General features: G+C 58.2%; 11 protein-coding genes. All 11 read right to left on the bottom strand.

The genetic code is table 11. From position 1 onward, the window contains the following. Nucleotides 1–37: 37 nt before the first annotated feature. The 11 genes from J2I47_RS02185 to J2I47_RS02235 all read right to left on the bottom strand — a co-directional run bounded on the left by J2I47_RS02185 (nucleotide 38) and on the right by J2I47_RS02235 (nucleotide 18,130). On the bottom strand, nucleotides 38–1,945 hold the full coding sequence (locus tag J2I47_RS02185; RefSeq protein ID WP_207362905.1) for a CocE/NonD family hydrolase: 1,908 nt from the start codon (nucleotides 1,943–1,945) through the stop codon (nucleotides 38–40). 131 nt (nucleotides 1,946–2,076) lie between these two features. Beyond that, the gene (locus J2I47_RS02190) at nucleotides 2,077–2,976 is read right to left on the bottom strand and encodes an FHA domain-containing protein (protein WP_207362906.1); all 900 of its coding nucleotides are present in this window, start codon (nucleotides 2,974–2,976) and stop codon (nucleotides 2,077–2,079) included. A gap of 94 nt (nucleotides 2,977–3,070) precedes the next feature. Continuing rightward, on the bottom strand, nucleotides 3,071–7,084 hold the full coding sequence (locus J2I47_RS02195; protein WP_207362907.1) for an FtsW/RodA/SpoVE family cell cycle protein: 4,014 nt from the start codon (nucleotides 7,082–7,084) through the stop codon (nucleotides 3,071–3,073). Nucleotides 7,085–7,092: 8 nt separating this feature from the next. Further along, entirely contained in the window at nucleotides 7,093–8,457 is a 1,365-nt protein-coding gene (locus J2I47_RS02200) for a serine/threonine protein kinase (RefSeq protein WP_207362908.1), read from the bottom strand. Further along, the gene (locus J2I47_RS02205; RefSeq protein WP_207362909.1) at nucleotides 8,438–10,099 is read right to left on the bottom strand and encodes a serine/threonine-protein kinase; all 1,662 of its coding nucleotides are present in this window, start codon (nucleotides 10,097–10,099) and stop codon (nucleotides 8,438–8,440) included. Before J2I47_RS02205 ends, J2I47_RS02200 begins: the two co-directional genes overlap by 20 nt. Before the next feature lie 30 nt (nucleotides 10,100–10,129). Further along, complete coding sequence (locus tag J2I47_RS02210; RefSeq protein ID WP_207362910.1) at nucleotides 10,130–11,194, bottom strand: PP2C family protein-serine/threonine phosphatase; 1,065 nt, start codon at nucleotides 11,192–11,194, stop codon at nucleotides 10,130–10,132. A 149-nt stretch (nucleotides 11,195–11,343) separates the two neighbouring features. After that, complete coding sequence (locus tag J2I47_RS02215) at nucleotides 11,344–12,432, bottom strand: FHA domain-containing protein (RefSeq protein WP_207362911.1); 1,089 nt, start codon at nucleotides 12,430–12,432, stop codon at nucleotides 11,344–11,346. A gap of 222 nt (nucleotides 12,433–12,654) precedes the next feature. Beyond that, nucleotides 12,655–13,902 (bottom strand): MFS transporter, encoded by a 1,248-nt coding sequence (locus J2I47_RS02220; protein WP_207362912.1) that lies wholly within the window; start codon nucleotides 13,900–13,902, stop codon nucleotides 12,655–12,657. A gap of 113 nt (nucleotides 13,903–14,015) precedes the next feature. Then, on the bottom strand, nucleotides 14,016–15,278 hold the full coding sequence (locus J2I47_RS02225; protein ID WP_207362913.1) for an MFS transporter: 1,263 nt from the start codon (nucleotides 15,276–15,278) through the stop codon (nucleotides 14,016–14,018). Nucleotides 15,279–15,309: 31 nt separating this feature from the next. Continuing rightward, nucleotides 15,310–16,140 (bottom strand): hypothetical protein, encoded by an 831-nt coding sequence (locus J2I47_RS02230; protein ID WP_207362914.1) that lies wholly within the window; start codon nucleotides 16,138–16,140, stop codon nucleotides 15,310–15,312. Between the two features lie 4 nt (nucleotides 16,141–16,144). Continuing rightward, complete coding sequence (locus J2I47_RS02235; protein WP_207362915.1) at nucleotides 16,145–18,130, bottom strand: M1 family metallopeptidase; 1,986 nt, start codon at nucleotides 18,128–18,130, stop codon at nucleotides 16,145–16,147. Nucleotides 18,131–18,361: the final 231 nt, after the last annotated feature.

An 18,361-nucleotide genomic window follows, 5' to 3' on the forward strand; every position in this document is an offset into this window, starting at 1 on the left:
TAACCGTGCAGCGACAAACCACAAACTCATTGCCACTTTACTTCATCACCTGCACCTCGATGGCCGAATTGCCATACACGTTGTGCGTAGCTTTCTGAAAATCGGCTGGGTTAGCCTCGAAGATGTTGGGTACGAACGTCTGCGGGTTACGGTCGATGAGGGGGAACCATGTGCTCTGCACCTGAATCATGAGCCGGTGGCCTTTTTTGAGCGTATGGAGCACATCCTGTAACCGAAACGTGACGGGCGTGATCTCGCCAGGCTTGAACGGCTCCGGTTTTTCAAATGAGTTGCGGAACCGCCCGCGCATCACCTCCGACCGTACCATTTGCTGATAGCCCCCAAGTTCAATGTTTTTGTTGGGCATATACGGGTGATTCGGCTCGTTGGGTGGGTACACGTCAATGAGTTTTACTACCCAGTCGGCGTCGGTGCCGGTGGTACTTACATTGAGTTTAGCCGTGATTTCGCCGCCCAGAGTCAGGTCTTCGGTCAGGGGTTCTGTCTGGAACACCAGCACGTCGGGTCGGCGACCGGCAAAGCGCTGGTCTTCTGACATATAGTTAAACGGTGTGAACCCCGTCGTGGTCGTGTTGTCTTCGGTGTAGGGAACGGGCTTGGCAGGGTCGCTCACAAAGGCTGACATGCCTGTCCCTGCCTGTTGGCTCAGGCTACCGTTGGCGTTCAGGTAATAGGTCTGCGTCTGGGCTTCGGCGGCGGGCCATTTGGCAAATTCGCGCCACGCTTTTTTGCCCGTATCGAACAAATACGCTTCAGGCAGGCCTGACTTGCCGTCGCCCTTGAGGTGGGCAGTAAAGAATTTGGCTTCGATATTCCGCTGGTAGAACGTGGCAATGCTGTCGCCGAAATAGATGTTGCTGTGCAGCGCATGACCCGTCTCCTGCGACCAGCGTCCGTGGCCAAAAGGACCCATCACCAGCGTATTGGCGGCCATGTCGGGGTTGTTTTTTTCGAGCGTTTTGTAAATGTTGAGCGGGCCGTAGAGGTCTTCGGCGTCGAACCAGCCACCCACGGTCATCACCGCATGTTTCACGCCTTTGAGGTGAGGCAGGATGCTTCGCTTCTGCCAAAAGGCGTCGTAGTTGGGGTGGGCTACGGTTTCCTGCCAGTAGAAATTGTCTTTGTAGTATTTGTCCGCATTCTTCAACGGGCCAAGGTCTAACTGCCACTGAAACCCGTCCTGTGTGCCTGTCTGGATGAGTTTGTTTTCATACCACTCGCGGGCCGTGGAAACCGGACCGGGGTGCTGAATGCCGAAGACGGGGAATGTGAATATGTACGCCTGAATGAAGGCACCATTGTGGTGGAAATCGTCGAAGAAGAAATCGCTGACGGGGGCCTGCGGCGACGAGGCTTTCAGGGCCGGGTGGGCGTTGGGCAGGGCGGCGGCCGTGTAGAAACCGGGGTAGCTGATGCCCCACATACCCACGCGCCCGTTGTGGTTGGGTACGTTCTTCAGCAGCCACTCGATGGTGTCGTAGGTATCCGAACTCTCATCAACAAGGGTAGAACTGGCCGGGGCCGTTACGGCTCTGCGCTTTCCCCTTTTGGCCGGCACCACCGGTGCCCCGTCTGTCACGGTGGGTGTCATGTTGGTCCAGGTACCTTCGCTCATCCACCGGCCCCGCACGTCCTGATACACCATAATGTATTTGTCGCGCATGGCCGTAGCCGACGGTCCTACCTGCCGGGGGTAGGCGTCGGGGCCATAGGGGGCCACGCTGTAGCAGGTGCGCTGCATCAGAAACGGGTATTTTGTTGTCGCCGAAGCATCGCGGGGTACGTAGACGGTGGTGTGCAGCTTTGTCCCGTCACGCATCGGGATTTTGTACTCGTATTTCTGGTACAGGTCTTTCACCGGGCTCGACTGGCCAAAAGCGGCGGCGGTGACAATGAGAAAGAGGGCGGTAATGAATCGTGTCATGGGCGAAGTGCATAGAGAGTATAAAGCAAAGATGGCTGACGGCCAGCCCTTCAACAAGCGCAGAGCTAGACGTCAGCCATTAACAGCACTGAAAAATCCTGGTGATGCCATCGTTTGGAGCGATGGCATCACTAGGCCACGCCCTCTACCAGTAGCTTCGCTTCGCCGCCGAACTCGATCTGATCGCCGGGGGAAAGGGCGTAGCCCATGCCGGGCATGTCGGCGCGTTCGATGGTGTCGTCGGCATGGAGAATCTTGGTTTTGTTGCCGCTGGCGGGCAGGCCACCGGGGTCGGCGTAGAGACGGAACCGGCGGTTTACACTGTCGTACTTGATGGTGGCATGTTGCCGGCTCACTACCAGATTTGCTTCGCCCCGTTTCTCGTCGAACCCCGCGTCGTCACCATCCAGAAAGACAATGTCGTTGGTACGGATCCGGCCAGAGGCGGTCTCTACGGTTTGTCCGCGCCCAATGGTAAACTCTGTTTTTTGGGTCGAATCGAGGAAATAGCTATCCAGCACGGTTTGCCCCACCAGCACCCGCAGTTGAATTTGGGCGGGATTCATGGTGGCAACAACGGGCTTGAAAATCAGGCTAAGACCGTAGTCGCCCTGGTGGTAGGTGCATTCTACGGGGAGGGCATCGGGCACCAATTGCCACTCAAAGGGCCAATTGGGCGGCAAGGCAATGTAATGATTAGCCAGGTGACGATTCAGTTCGGCCTGAAACTGACCGGGCTGGTGGGCATATAACACTACGCCCATCAGTTGCTCATCGTCGGGTGTGGGGCAGCGTACCCAGAGGCGCAGGCCCAGCGGTGCATTTTCCTTTTCGTTGGCGTAGGGCGTGAGCTTTTCCACCAGAAAACGGAATAGCTCGTCCCGTTTCCGGGGTGCGGGCGGAGGTTTAGGCGCAGCTGTCTGGCTCGGAACGGGCACGGGTTTTTCAGGTACCGCCGCCCGTTCGGTTGGTGTTTCGGCCGGTGGCGTACCCATGCCAAACAGGCGCTTCAGGTTATCAGAGAAGGGCATAATGAGGTTTGATTTCGGTAGTTATTGGTCGTTGTCACTCGGCTGGAGCCAAGCGACAACGAACGAAGGGCATAGTTAAGGTTGAGTTTGTTCATCAAAAACTTCCCAGGTAGCCTCTTGCCTTCAGAATGGGGGCAATGACGGTGTTGGCAAGCTCAACGGCGTTGGCCGACGATTTTGTGATTTCGATGCGTACGCACGTGACCGTATTCGATTTACCATCCGGGGTGGGGGCGAAGAAGACGTACCAGCCGTCGTTGATTTTTTCGCCCAGCAAAATCCGCTCCGGCGTACCCGTTTTGCCCGCCACCCTGCTGATGCTGATCTTCGACCGGCCGTTTGCGTTAGACTGCTCGATCATGAAATCGCGAAGCTTGTTGGCATAGGCCGAATCATTCGCCACGGCTACGCCTTTTTCCAGCGGCACGGGTTTGCCCGCCCGCCGCACCACGTAGCGTGAGGGCTGCATCAGCCCGGCGTTAGCCACTGAACCCGCCATCCGGGCCATCGACATGGGCGTGGCTGATAGCTGCCCCTGTCCCCAGGCCAGCCCCGAAAACTCGCTTCGGTAGCGGCGGGGGTAGCGCAGATCTTTGTAGAGTTTTCGCCGTACCACAAACGACGAGTCGCGCCAGTGTTGCACAATGGCCTTGCGGTCGGCGGGGGTGTGGGGGTCGGTGAACGAGTAGCCACCTACGTAGTCGACGTTCATGCCGGTGGCTAAGTACAGGGCAGCCAGTTCGTTATCCAGCCCCAGTTCGTTGGCGAGGCGAATAAAATACACGTTGCTGGACCGTACAATGGCCGTGCGCATGTCTACATAGCCACCGCAGGGTTCGCTTTCGGCCACGCCACGCCGGATGATCTCACCGCAGCTGATGGCGTATTTTGTCTTTACCCCGTCGATGCCCAGCCGGTTCATGCCCGCCGTGGCCGTAATGATTTTGGCGGTCGAACCGGGGGCGGTAGGGTAGGTCATGGCCAGATCGCGCTCGGTAACGAGGTAGGGGAGCTGCAGCCGTTCGCGGTCGCCCAGCAGCATCTCTTCGGGGCGGTTCAGGTTGGGCAGCGGGTGCATGGCCGACGTGAGTACCTCGCCCGATTTGGCGTCCATCACCACTACCGAGATCCGGTGTTCGTTGTACTTCGATTCGGCCAGGGCTTTCTGCAACTCCACCTGCAGGCCCGCATCCACGCTTAACCGGATGTCGCGGTTGCGGCGGCGGCGTTCGGCCACGGCTTCGCTCTCCAGCCCACCGCGCAGGGCCGGGGCCAGTTCTGAATAATCGTAAACCGGCAGTGTGATCTGTCGCTGCACCGGCGCGGTAAATCGGTCGGCGCGGTATTCGGTGGTGAGCAGGGGCATCTTACGCGGTTTATTGTCGAAACCGCGCAGGTCGCTAAGGTGGCTGGCTTCGGCAAAATAGCCGTTCTGCTGCCCCCAGAACAGTTTTGTGTTGGCATCACCCACCCAGAAGAACATCTGATTACCAAACGGGTAGTATCGCTCCGCCCGCCGGCTCGAACTGGTCAGCACACTCTTCGTATCCAGCCCAACCTGCTTTAGCTGAGGCATATTCCGCCGCACGGTGTCGGCGGAGCTGGTAGCCAGCACCCGCCCGGCGCGGTCATAGATGGTACCCGCCGCGAGGGCATCGGTAATGCGGCCAATGCGGGGGTTGTAGCTGTATACGGGTAGCCCGTTGCGCCCCACCACCCGCGCCGGACGTACGATGAATTTGTCCCAGCGAAGCAGGGCTACGTCGGCCGATTTTCCGGCCAAAATGAGTGTTCCCGCCAGAAAACCCATGATGCCCGTTGCCAGAACGGGGTCGTAGTGCTGCTCGATATAGGCGTGTTGCAAGGCCAGACCGGGGCGACTGGCAATGGCAAATACCACACCCATGGCCGAGAGGTTGATGATCATGGACACCTTGCCATAGCTCAGAAACGGGACTGAAATACCCGTCAGGGGCAATAACCCCAGCGAACCGCCCGCAATCAGCAGAAACTGCACCCCCGTAGCCAGGGCAATGCCCGCGCCGAGGTAAAAGCTGAACGGTTGCCCCGCCCGCCGTGCGTGCAGCAGCGTGCGGTGGAGCAGCACAAACAAGAGCAGACAGACCGACACCAGCCCCGCCCAACCCAGTTCTTCGGCCAGACTGGGCAAAATCATATCGGTATGGGAAGCGGGCATGGCGTTGGCGAACCCCTTGCCCAGGCCCTGCCCCGTCCAGCCGCCAGAGGCCATTGTCCAGAAACTGTGCGCCAGGTGGTCGCCGCCATACACATCATTGTTCCAGGGACTTAGCCACATGGCTTTGCGGTCGGCAAGGCGATCTCCCACAAACGGGATCTGATCACCGAAGGCAAAGGCGGCAATCACGAGCAGCAGCAACATAGGCCCTTCGGCCAGCAGGGCGAGCCAACCCAGGGCCGTGGTCGACTTGGCGCGACCCGTTCCCAGCAGCAAGGCCACCGCCACCAGCAGGCCCATCAGTGTAGCCAGTGTACCCGGCAAAAAGGCCAGCGCCACGCCGTAGGCCAACCCCGTAAGCAGGGTGATGCCCAGTGTGTTGCGGGCAATGGTATAGAACAGGAGGAAGGTGAACCCCACCACCAGCGCCGGACCCATGTCGCCCAGGAGCAGGTAAATGCCCATCAGCAGGCCCGTTGCCACGAAGGCCCCCGCGCTTACCCGCCACCGCCAGCGCAGATCGGGCAGGTTGCGGAGCTGCTCTTCGTTGGCCGCGAAAAAACCCGCCAGAAACAGGATAATGAGGTATTTGATCAGTTCTGAGGGTTGAAACAGCAGCCCGCCAATGCGCAGGTTCACCCGCACACCGCTACCCTCCGGCCCCGTTCCGATAAACAGCACGACGATGGCCAGGCTCACCGCCAGCAACAGCCAGGTCCAGCCCGTGAGCTTGAATGTGTTGCGACTGGCAATATTGGCCAGGGGGTCGAACCACCATTTAGTGTACCAGCGGCCAATGTTGATCTGCGAAATCAGGGCCATGCCCGCTAGTCCAATTGCCACGCCCTGCACGGCTTCGGCGCCATAAAAGGTGTCCTGCAAGGGGTCCTGAATGGCCAGCAGCGTCAGCACCGACAGGCCCGTGAGCAGCATGAGCACGGGCAGAAGCAGCGCGTCGGGGTGAAAACGGCGGAAGCTCCAGAAAATGTGTACCGCCCAGAATGCCAGCAGAAAACCCAGCGCCACAGCCCAGAACGCCAGCCGGAATTCGCCAGGGGTGCGCACCGTGAAGGCGTGATCCTGCTTTAACTGCCCGTATACCACCGACCCGATGGGCCGCAGCGTGTGGGGACGACCCGTAAACGTGTACTCCACCGCCCGGCTTAGTTTGGCGGTGCCGCGCCGGGTGCCGAATTCCATGCCAGGCCGCAACGGAATGACGCTGTAGCCCGCGTCGGGACTGAGACCCGCGAAGGCAAAATGGCCGGCCGCATCGGTGCGGGCGTAGGTGAGCTGGTCGGGGTCAGGGGCCTCAATGGCAGGGTCCGTGTTTTCGGGCTGGGGTTTGTGCTGCCGAAGCTGCACCAGCACGTCGGGCAGGGGGCGGGGCTCGTCGGCGGCGTCCTGCACAACGCCCGAAATAGTCAGTCCGCCCGCTCCCACCGTAGAGGGATATGGTTTTGGTCGACGTAACTCGCTGATATACAATAGCGAGTCAAATCCCATCTGGAAGCGCGACAGCCGGAGCCGACTGCTGAAGTCGGTACCCCCAATGGCGGGTTGCCAGTCGGTAGGTACGGCAATACCCAGGCCGCGTTTGTTGATGGCCCCCACGTTGTCGAGCTGGTCGGTTCCTTCTTTTTTAGCCCGGTTGAGCCGGGCGGGCAGTGAATCAACGATCAGGTCAATGTCGCGCGGGTCGGTGTAATAAGTGCCTTTGGCGAGCAGGTTGCGCAGCGTGTTGGCTCGTACGCCCGCCCGCAGGTTCACCGCCGAGCCATTGGCATAGGCCTCGTCGGCGCGGTCCAGAATGGGGTCAAGGTTAAAAAATAACTGCACAAACAGCACCAGCAGCAGGGCCGTAGCGCCCAATAGGTAGATGCGTTCGTGATGGAAAAGCGTGTTTTTCATAAAGGGTATTAAAACGTCGTATCCCGCTGCATGGTGGCTGCCGAATCCAGCTCACTATCCCGACCCCGGCCCCGACGGCGACCATGGTCATCGTCGCCATTCTCACTGCGTTCCTGCGGGGCGGGGGTATCCTGAACGGGTTCTTCGGCAACGGTGTCGCTGCTGGGCTGTGTGTCTTCCGTTGCGGTGGCTTCGGTAGTTGTAGACCGGGGTATTGATGGCTGATACAACATGCTCGAATCAACGGGTGTGGCCGTAGCCGTTGAATCAACGGGCGGATACAAGCCTTCGGCGGGGCGTTTCTGGTTGAGAAACACAAACAGCAGCACAATGACCCCTACTACGCCAACGCCGCCAAAAAACCACCACATGCTCCGGTCTGGGGCCGGCTCGTCATACACCGGCTCTTCATAGACGGGTGGCGCATACACCGGTTCGGGTTTAGGGGCGGGTGACGCAACCGTCCAGCCCGCCGATGCCATAGCGTCGGCGTTGACCTGGCTATTGGGCGAATTGGCCCGCAACAGTTCTACCTTGGCCTGTTCCAGCAGCAGCTCCAGCACGTTGGCACTTTGCAGCCGCTGCCCCGGATCTTTCAGCAGCATCTGCCGGATTGCTTCCGACAAACTAGGTGGTAAGAATTGATTGTCAGTTAGTTGTGGTGGTGAAGGCTGCGCCGTCAGCACCTGTTTCATGAATGAGGCCAGGCCCGCATCGTTGTGTAGCACAAACGGTACTTGCCCGGTAAGGGCTTCGTAGAGCACCACACCCAGGGCATAATAATCTGACGCGATATTTACCTGTCGCGGGTCATCGAATTGCTCCGGGGCGGCATATTCGTAGGTCATCAGCGACTGCCCGGTGCGGGTTCGGGTGCTGTCGTTGGCCTGAATTTTGGCAATGCCAAAGTCGGTCAGCAGAAAGTGCAGTTCACCGCTGATGAGCCGCCGATACAGGATATTTTCGGGCTTGATGTCGCGGTGAACAATGCCCCGTTCGTGGATGGCTTTGAAGGCCTCGGCCATCTGCAACCCCAACCGGGTCACGGTGGATAGGGGAAGGTGGCCTTCGGTTTTCAGCAGCGAGCGCACGTCGCCGCCTTCCACAAAGTCCATGACCATATAAGGCATGGCGGCCTCCAGCTGCATCTCGCGCACCTTCACCACGTTGGGGTGCTCGATGCCCGTCATAATCTCTGATTCGCGGGTAAACCGGCGGAGCGTGTCGGGGTCGGTGTTGAGCGCAAACTGCTTGATCGCCACCAGGTCGCCGGTGGGGCGATGGCGGGCTTTGAGCACCCGCGCGTTGCCCCGTCCCAACTCGCTAATGATCTCGTAATCAGGAAAATTAACGTTAAAACTGACTGTCGGCATCGGTAGTTGGAGCGGGTGGATGGAGGTCTGGAATATCGGGAGAGTCGTAGGCTATAATCTTCGCCCGGACGCTGGTTCCTCGTCGGCTGTCGGGCGCTGAACGCGTAAGTTCGTCGTAGGGGCCAATGTTGGCGAAATAGATGTTTGTGGTCGAAAAAACGTCGCCGCTTTCTTTGATGTACGAAATTCGCACCCTGATTCTGGTGAAGGTTAGCTTGGTCGGATTTTCGAGGCGTACCTGTAGGTTGCTTATACCGCCGAGCAGGCCAGTTTTAAAACCAACCACCTGCACCGACACGAGCTTGGCCAGTTTGGCATTTTCCAGACGGTGCTCCAGGGCGAGTGCCTCTGCCGCCGCCCGTTTTTCGGCAGCTGTTGAGTCGCGCCGAACAGGTTTACGGCTGGCTACCGAATCAACGGCGGCACTGTCGGCCGTTTCTGGTTCGTTGCTCGAAAAGATGCTACTCAGGCCGGTTGTCTCACGGGCGGGTGTTGCTGTGCTCTTGCCCGGCGCCGGCTTTTTCAGTTCGTTATACACCACAAACGCGCCCACCAGCAGCACTGTAGCCAGTACGGTAGCCAAAATAATTCGGCCGTTGATGCCGCCACTGCGCGGTGTAACGGTTTGTGGGTCAGTGACTTCTGTTGCAGGGGCAGCTGCCGGAGCCGCCACCGGAGCGGGGGCTGTTTTGCGCCGTTCTGGCGTGGCAGGCTCAACGGGAATGGGCTGCGCTGCCGGTGCTTCCGTCTTGATACCGGCAATGGTGGCGTCGGGGATGACGTCATTCTGTTCCGCCAGTAACTGCTCGATTTCAGCCTGTTTCAGCGCCACCTTCACCGCGTCGGGCTGATGAATCCGTTCCGACGCCCGCTTGCGTAACAGCCCCTGAAGGAGGTTAGCCAGGCTAATGGGCAGGGGCCGTTCGAGGGTGGTGTCCAGGTTAGGGGCCTGGGTCAGCACCATGTTCATAAACGTAACGATGCCCACGCCCTCGGTCATGGCAAAGGGCACATGGCCATTGAGGCACTCAAACAGCACGACCCCCAGCGAGTAATAGTCCGTGGCGGCGCTCACGTTTTTGGGGTCTTCAAACTGCTCCGGCGAGGCATACTCGTAGGTCATCAGCGACTGCCCCGTCACGGTGGCGGGCTGTTCGCGGAGGCGGGCAATGCCAAAATCGGTGAGCAGAAAATGCAGTTCACCGCTGGGCAACTGCCGGTAGAGAATATTCTCCGGCTTGATGTCGCGGTGAACAACGCCTTGATTATGAATGACTTTGAATGCTTCGATTACCTGCAGTCCCAGCCGGACGGTGGTGGCTACGGGCAGCGTCTGGTTTTCGTCGAGCAGTTGGCGCACGCTGCCGCCCTCGACCAGTTCCATCACGATATAGGGCAGGGCGGCGTCGAGCCGTACCTCGCGCACCCGCACAATGTTGGGGTGGATGAGGCGCGTCATAATCTCCGATTCCTGCTGGAAACGCTGTAGTGTGCCCTCGTCCGTGTTGAGGGCGAAGTGTTTGATAGCCACCAGTTCGCCACTGGCATCGTGCCGGGCTTTCAGCACGCGCGCGTTCCCCCTGCCGAGTTCGCCCAGCACGGTATAGCCCGGAAAATGCGTGTTGAAACTAACAGTGGCCATTGTAAGAGACTAACGTTGAGTAGGTGTGGTTCATCGAATTATGAAAAAGTAGGTAACCGCCGCCATAACGGCCAGCAACGCCCCAATAAGCCACCAATTGCCCGAAGGGTCGGCATTGGTCTCAACGGGCGGGGTAACGGCTGGCTGGCTGACCGGTGTTGGTAATTCATTCGTTGGCGTTAACTCCGTATCGGCCGTGATTAGTTCAGCCGGTTTGTTTTCGGGCAAATCCATTGTGTGGGGCTGTGGAGGATTCAACGCCAGCACGACCGTAATGTTATCCTGGCCGCCTGCTTCGTTGGCCAGCCGGATGAGTTCATCTATCTGTTCGTCTAGAGTATTTTGCTCGAAAGCAACGTCGCGCAATACGCCTTTAATCATGGCGCGGGTGATCATATCGGTAAGGCCGTCGCTACAAAGCAGCAGCCCGTCGCCAGGCAGAAAATCGGTTTCTCCCGACTCCAGAAAGTCTGTGTCGTCGATCCGGTGCGGGGCCGACCCTACCGTGCGCAGCACTTCGTTACGGCGCGGGTGATGCATGGCTTCGGCTTCGGTAAGCTGATTGGCATCTTCCCGAACCCCCACCACCGAATGGTCGCTCGTGATTTTGTCGAGCAGCATGGTTCGTTCATCCGAAGCCTCAGCAGACTCCACCACCTGTGCCCGGAACCGGTACAGTCGGGTGTCGCCGACGTGTACGTAATACACCTTGTTGGTCTGGTTGTCGGTCACGGCAGCGGTCAGTACGCAACACATCATAGACAGGCCCGGCTCTTTGCGTCGTTCCTGATCAATCTGGTTGTTGGCGTAGATTACAGCTTCACGGAGCATCGTCAGGGTGTCGCCGGTGGGGGTTTCCATGTAGCGCAAAATGGCCTCACGGGCAATAGTCGAGGCCCGTTCGCCCCCCGCGTAGCCACCCACACCGTCGATGACAACCAGCAACGCCGACGGATTGCCCATCAGCGCGTCGGGCTGGTGTTCTGTGGGTTCACGCTTGTCCGCCGACCAGATGGGCTGGCAGATAAAGGTGTCCTGATTATCGCGCCGTTGCCGCCCCACGTCGGTGCGTCCGGCCAAGTGTACGTGCATCATAATGTATCGCTACGGCTTACTGGGGCAGGTTCCGAAAATGTTGAACCACCACAAAGCCGACGAAAAGGAGCAGGATAAAAGAAAGCATAAGGGGGCCGGAATGACAATTTCGTCCGTAGACAGTAAACGTTAGCCTTTTCGCATTAAACTCAAATTGTTCCCTCAAAGGTCAACGTCACAACGCCGTTCAGCAGTATCTGCGCTTTGCGGGGTAGGGGCGACCACGTTGGGTTGGCGGGGTCGCTACGGGTCACGATCTGCTCGTTGATGCGCGTCTCGTTGCGGCTAAACGAAGCCAGTTCAAACGCCTGCATGGTGTCGTTATACCGTATCCGGGCGTGGGGGTTCGACACGTAGGGCGAATCGAGGCGTATGTAGTTTGGAAACGCCTCGTTATCGGATTCGCGGCGGGCCAGCACCACCTCGCGGTCCTGCATCCAGTAGGTTTCTTCCACGTTTGTGTCGGCCATGTAGCAGTCGATCCGGGCCAGGGCCGTCGGGTGCTCTTTCCGCACCGCCGCCACCGTTGGCGCCTGGTTGGCTGCCGGTTTTGGGGCCGAAACGGGTGCCGTTGGCGGCGCGTCCTTAACCGCCGTCGAGGCCTCTGGAGCCGCCGGTTCCGGTGCTGGAACCGGTTCAACAAACTGCTCGAAGTCTATTTTGACCGAAAACGCCCCTGATTCCCGAAAGTCAATGTGGCTGAACGCCAGCATGTTGGTGTCGAGCGTATCGTAGACGTTCGTATTTTTTACCTTGCGCGTTACCTTCACATTAGCTGGTCGGGCGGGGGCCGGTGGGGCGGGTTTGGCCCCTTCACCCCCCACGGCATTGCCCGACAGCGAGCCGATCACTTCCATGTCGCCGGGGCCGATCACCTTGCCATTATATTCTTTCCCCGGCCCAAACTTGAAATACCAGTGCGACGCCACCGGCACGATGGTATCCTGCGGGCGTTTGCGCTGTTTCAGGTGGTCGTAGAACGTCCGTACGGCCTCATCCACGATCACGGGCAGGGCCGCCAGCCGTTCTTCGTAGGCGGCGGGGTTGAGAATAATTAGAAAGTGAGAATCAAATAGTAACCGGGTACCCACGCTTTCGCGGGCCAGCGATTTATCGAAGCAGGCAATGATCTCGTGCAGTATCCGCTCGTTGGAGACGAGGGTCGGCGCGGTGGTTTCGGCAGTCGGAATGATCAGGTTGCCAAGCTGTTGCAGAAAGCGATTAGGCTTTTTTTCCATCAAGACGGAAAAGTGAGTAGGGTTGTGTGAGAAAGTATACCCTAAATAACGTTCCCATCGTCCAGATGTTGAGTAAAACCGCTCCAATGGCTTAGGTATAGATGGCGCAGATTAAGCAGATGTAGTGGATACACGCAGCTATTTTGATGGAGGGAGGTGTAAACAATACCGATTCAAGAGTCAGTTGGTTGCTACCGATTCAGGAGTAGTGCACTGAATCACTTACACCTCCACAAAATCAAGCTCTTTGGCAAAAGTCTCTTCCATCTGCGAGAGACTCCAGAAGGCAAGGCCGAAGACGAGTACGCCGATGAATGCGGCGGCGTTTAATGTACCCAGCGACGGTTTAAGGGATTGAAACGTAAGGGTCATTGGAATGAGCATACCGCGCACTATGCTGGGCACCGATGTGGTGGCCGTGGCACGGAGGTTAGTGCCGTACTGCTCGGCCACCATAGTCAGGTACATGGCAATGTAGCCCGTGCAGAAACCCAGCAGCAGACAGATAGCGTAGAGCACCGCCGTTGTTTTTATCCCGCCGAACAAATAGGCTGTGCAGAGGACTACGCTGGACAGCAGCAGGTAAGCCACGGCGCGTTTGCGGGAGCGGAGCCATTGACTCAGCGGTCCCGACAGCATATCGCCAGCGGCCAGACCAATGTAGAGCAGCATGACGCAGCGCCCCGGCTCTACGGCGTTTGTCAGGTGCATGGCCTCGCCAAACTCATTGGCGAAGGTGGCCAGAATGCCCACAATAAACCAGGTAGGCAGTCCCACCGCCACGCACCGCAGGTATTTGCGGATGCCCGCCCATTTGCGGAAAAACTGCGTAAAATTCCCGCGGCTGATCGTCACGTGTTCCCCTTTCAGGGCCGTAAACAGGCCTGATTCAAACAGGCGGACGCGGAGCAGTAACAAGGCCAGCCCCATGCCGCCACCCACGAAAAAAGCCGTTTGCCAGTCGAAGAGGCTGTTTACGATATAGGCCATGCCCGCGCCGAGGTAGCCTACGCCCGCCACCATAGCCGTGCCGTAACCGCGAATGGCTTTCGGCAAGATCTCCGCCACCAGCACCATCGCCGCCCCGATTTCGCCCGAAAGGCCCACACCGGCCACAAACCGCATGAAGGCATAATAGTCGGTGGGGCGCATGAACGTGATGTAAGGCACCAGCCCACAGGCGAGGTTAGCCAGTGAGTACATGACGATGGAGCCAAACAACACCGACATCCGTCCGCGACGGTCGCCGATGACACCCCAGAGGATGCCGCCCACCAGTAGCCCCGCCTGTTGACAATACAGAATAAAGGCCCCAATGCTCGACACGTCGGCCTTGCTCAACCCCATCGATTGCAAACTGGGTACGCGTACAATGCTGAAAATCAGCATGTCATATACATCCACGAAGAACCCCAGTGCCGAGACAATAACGGGGAGGGTAAGGAGGGGAGAGAGGCGGTGGGAGGGCATGAATTGATTTACGATTTACGATTTACGAATTTCGATTTTTGCTGACGCCAGCGCAGGTTTACTCTGGCGTAAGCCATGAATCGTAAATCGTACATCGTACATCGTAAATCAATTCACTCCACAAAGTCCAGCTCTTTCCCATGCGTTTCGGGGATGGTGAGGATGCTGTAGAAGCCGAGGGCAAAGGCGAGCAGACCCACGATGGCGCCCGCGCCAATGACCGAGGCACCGGGCTTCAGGTATTGGTAGAGCAGCGTCATCGGAATGGTGAGTCCGCGGACCATGTTGGGTACGGTGGTGGCGGCGGTGGCGCGGAGGTTCGTGCCAAACTGCTCGGCTCCAATAGTAACAAACATGGCCCAGTAGCCAATGCCGAAACCAAGCGCCAGACAGGTAATATAGAGCGACAGGGCCGTTTTTAGTCCGAAAAAGAGGTAGACAACGGTAGACAGCACCGTAAACAGCATCAGCCCCGTCACGGCTTTTTTGCGCGAAGCCAGGGCCTGACTGATGAACCCGCTGGCCAGATCGCCGGTGGACAGGCCGATGTAGCACCACATAATGGCGAGGCCCGGTTTCACCTCCTCCCGAATGCCCAGTGCCGTGCCAAATTCGTTGGAAAACGTGGCGAGAATACCGATCACAAACCAGGTGGGAATGCCAATGCCGATGCACTTCATGTAGCGGGTAAACCGGTCTTTGCTGGTGAAAAACGCCATGAAATCCCCCTTTTTCACCGAGTCGTTGGCCGACACCTGCGCAAACATGCCCGATTCGACCACACCTACGCGGAGCAGCAACAAACCAAAACCCAGGCTGCCCCCAATAAAATAAGCCGACGGCCAGTCGAAGAGTTTAACGGTAAAATAGGCCACCACGGCCCCGGAAAGGCCCACCCCCGCCACCAGCGACGTGCCCACGGCCCGCAGCCGGGTGGGCAGCACCTCGCTCACGAGCGTGATGCCCGCGCCCAGTTCGCCCGCCAGGCCCACGCCCGCAATGAACCGCATGAGGGCGTAATAGGTGAGGGGGTCCATGAACGTCACTTTCGGAATGAACCCGCAGGCGATGTTGGCCAGCGAATAGGTGATGATGGAGCCGAACAGCACCGACAGCCGTCCGCGCTTATCGCCCAGCACCCCCCAGAGGATACCGCCAAGGAGCAGACCGCCCATTTGCCAGTTGAAAATGTGGGTGCCTTCCGTCGAAATCTGGTCGGGAGTGAGGCCGAGCGATTTCAGGCTGGGAACGCGCACGATGCCGAAGAGCAGCAGGTCGTAGATGTCGACGAAGTAGCCGAGGGCGGCCACGATGACGGGTAAACTGAACAGGCCGACGGTGGCGGTAGCTGTTTTGGAAGAGGTTGCCGGTTGCATGGGTACAAGTTTAGGCGATTCCGGGCCAATTTCAGCGTTTTACCTGCTCAAATGCCACGCGCAAAGCCCATACTTTCAGGATAATCTGACCAAAAATGAACGCCTGCTGCACCAGAGTCAGCAGTAGGATGAGAAACCAGTTGCGGGTGGGCAGGAGGGCTTCGAGCAGAAAATACAAACCAAACAGGGCACTACCAACGGCTATTATGAGTAGGTAAGGACCAAAGGTGGCCCGCAGATTAGTCAGCACAAATCGCCCCGCTATGCCAAACGCCCGAAACGCCACGGCATCATCCGTACGGAAAAGCATCACCCGCGCGTAGTTGGCTACGCAGAGGAGCAAGGTCAGCAATAGCCCGAAAATGGCCAGTACAGCAAAGCCAATCAGGGCAATACCCCGCTCGGTGAGGGTGTCTTCAACCGCAATCACCAGCAGTGAGCCAATCAATATAGCCACCACCAGCAGGGGAATGGCAAACAGCAGCGTGACGCCAAACAGCCGCGCATTTCGCCCGAAATAGTACGTCCCCGCCTGCCAGAACGACACCGCCCGGTAGCCCGTAGCAAAGCTGTTGAGTACCCCGCCCGTAGTCCAGATGGCCGTTATCAGGTAAACCAGCACGCTGTACCAGCCCGCCCGGAGCAATGGCCAGATAGCCCCGTCGTGGCGGTTCATGAAATCGCTGAACACGGTGTAATCGAAGCCGTTGAGCAGGTTCAGGGGGGCCAGCGAGCGTTCAGTTTCGGTGTTGATGGCCCCAAACAGGCTCAGCGTGACAGGCAGGGACAGCAGAAGCGTGATGCCGTATAGCAGCAACAGCATACGCGGCTGACGGAGGGTAGCGAGAAGGGTGGAAAGCATAGAGTTAGACCAGCCACGCCAGCCATTGCATGGTGTTTTGGAGCCAGAACAAAAACTTACCTGCATATTTCCCCGCCGGGGCCGACGACGGGCTAACCGCGCGGCTGTTGTTGTTGAGGTCAATGTCCATATACAGTTTCTGTTTCGGATCGGCGTGTGCCCAGACAATGCGGCTTTTGCCCGGAATGCTGAACATATGCGTCTTGGCTTTGCCATCCCAATAGAATGTTTGTTCGCGTCCGGTGGAAGTACGAACCAGTAGCTCGATGGGCAACTGCATGTCGCCGAGGCGATCTACGCGCACGGCGGCGGTGCCATCGGCGTAGTTCCAGATGCGCGCCAGCTTGTAGTCGCAGACGCGGTCGCCGAAAAGTACCTGATCGAAAAACCAGTTCAGGTTGGGGCCGTAGGCAGCACCCGGCCAGGTTTGCCCCAGCCGTTGGGGTACTACTTCGTTGACCACGTTGATAAAGCTCTGCGCGTTGGGATGCCGAAACCGCCAGCGGAGGAAGTACGTCTGCATAATTTCGTCCATCACGCGCCGCCCCACCAGTCCCTCCAGCGTACGGAGCCAGGTGGCGGTTTTCGAATAGGTCAGTTCGCCGTAATAACCGTTGGGCAGTTGCCATACGTTGCCATACGACGGGCCAATGCCGGGGTTGTCGAGGTGGGCATAACCGGAGCGTGACGTTTCCAGGTCACCCATCCGAAAACCCCACAGGTCGATCTGACTGTTCCGTGCCGAGTAGCCCAGCGGTGGCCCGGCCTCGTCCATAATGCGGCCTTCGTAATATTGGTTAAACCCCTCGTCGAGCCACGCTTCTTCAAATTCGTTACTCGCCAGCAGCTGCATAAAGTACTGGTGCCCAAACTCATGCACCGTAACCAGTTCGGGGAAACGCGCTCCGTTGGGCAATCCCCAACTGGTGCCCGCCGTAATAAACATGGGGTATTCCATGCCCGCCGCCCCCGACGCGTGCACGGGTGGATCGACCACTGTAATGATGGGGTAGGGGTAGGTGCCCACCTGTTTGTCGAAGTAAGTCAGGGCGGCTTTCAGGGCGTTGGCGTGGCGCGTGGCCTGGTTGGCGTGTTCGGGTTGCATCAATAGCTGTATCTGCACCCTGTTGCCGGTTTTCCCCTGCCAAACGTCGTTTACCACCTGCGTTTGCGGCGCGGCCGTCCAGGCAAAATCAATCACGTCGTCGGCGCGGTAGCGAAGGGTTTTGGTGCCGTCGCGGTTAGGCGTTTCGGCGGTGCGTTGGCCCGTTGCTCCAACCACCATTTTTTGGGGAACAGTTAGGCTTACGGCGTAGGTGCCATAGTCGGCGTAGAACTCGGAATGGGCGTGGAATTGGTGGCAGTTCCAGCCGCCGGTAGCCCTGCCCCGCATCCCGGCGGGTTCGTAGACACCGATTTTGGGAAACCATTGACCCACCAGGAAGAAGTCGCGGCTGAAACCCGTACGGGCAAAGATGCGGGGCAGTTTGGCCTGAAACGCCATATCGAGCACAACGGTCTCGCCCGGTTTCAGGCCCTGTTTTAGCGGTACGCGCAGCACCGTATAGTCAGTAGCGTTAGCGTCGTCGGGACGGATAAATTGAACCCCCGCCAGGAGGTTTTCGCCGGTTTGGCGGTTGCTGAGGGCCGTGAGCCTGGTCCAGCCGAAGTTCTCCGGCTTGGAGTCATCTAGCTCGTCGCCCCGCAACTGCCCCCCGGATTCGCGCATGAACGTCGATTTCTTGTCGCGGAAAGCGTTGAGGTACAAGTGAAAGTGCAGCTCGGTAACTACGTCGGGCGAGGTGTTGCGCCAGGTAAGCGTTTGCCGTCCGTCGAGGCGTTTGGTGTCGGTATTCAGCCGCACGTCGATGGTATAATTGGCTATGCGCGGCGACAACGGCAAAGCAAATGCCCCGGAGAATGGGCTGCTCAGAACCAAGATGAATGGCCACCACAATAGTAACCGGAAAAAACTGGAGCGTAGATTCATGGCCAGCTAGGTATAGGCAGTAGCGAAGGCCAATATACTACACGCTGTCTATTCCCGGTCAGACTGCCACCTGACCGTTAGTTGATAAGCGACTGACTTGAAGGAAATTTACGTACATTTCTAGGGTAGATCCCGCCGAAAAATTGCGATTAACTATTGGTTGATTGTATTAATATTGTCTAGAGTGGTAACGTGAACAAACAGGTTTAGGTAAAAACACTTAATTAGTTA

Source organism: Fibrella rubiginis (assembly GCF_017353185.1).
Lineage (GTDB): Bacteria > Bacteroidota > Bacteroidia > Cytophagales > Spirosomataceae > Fibrella > Fibrella rubiginis.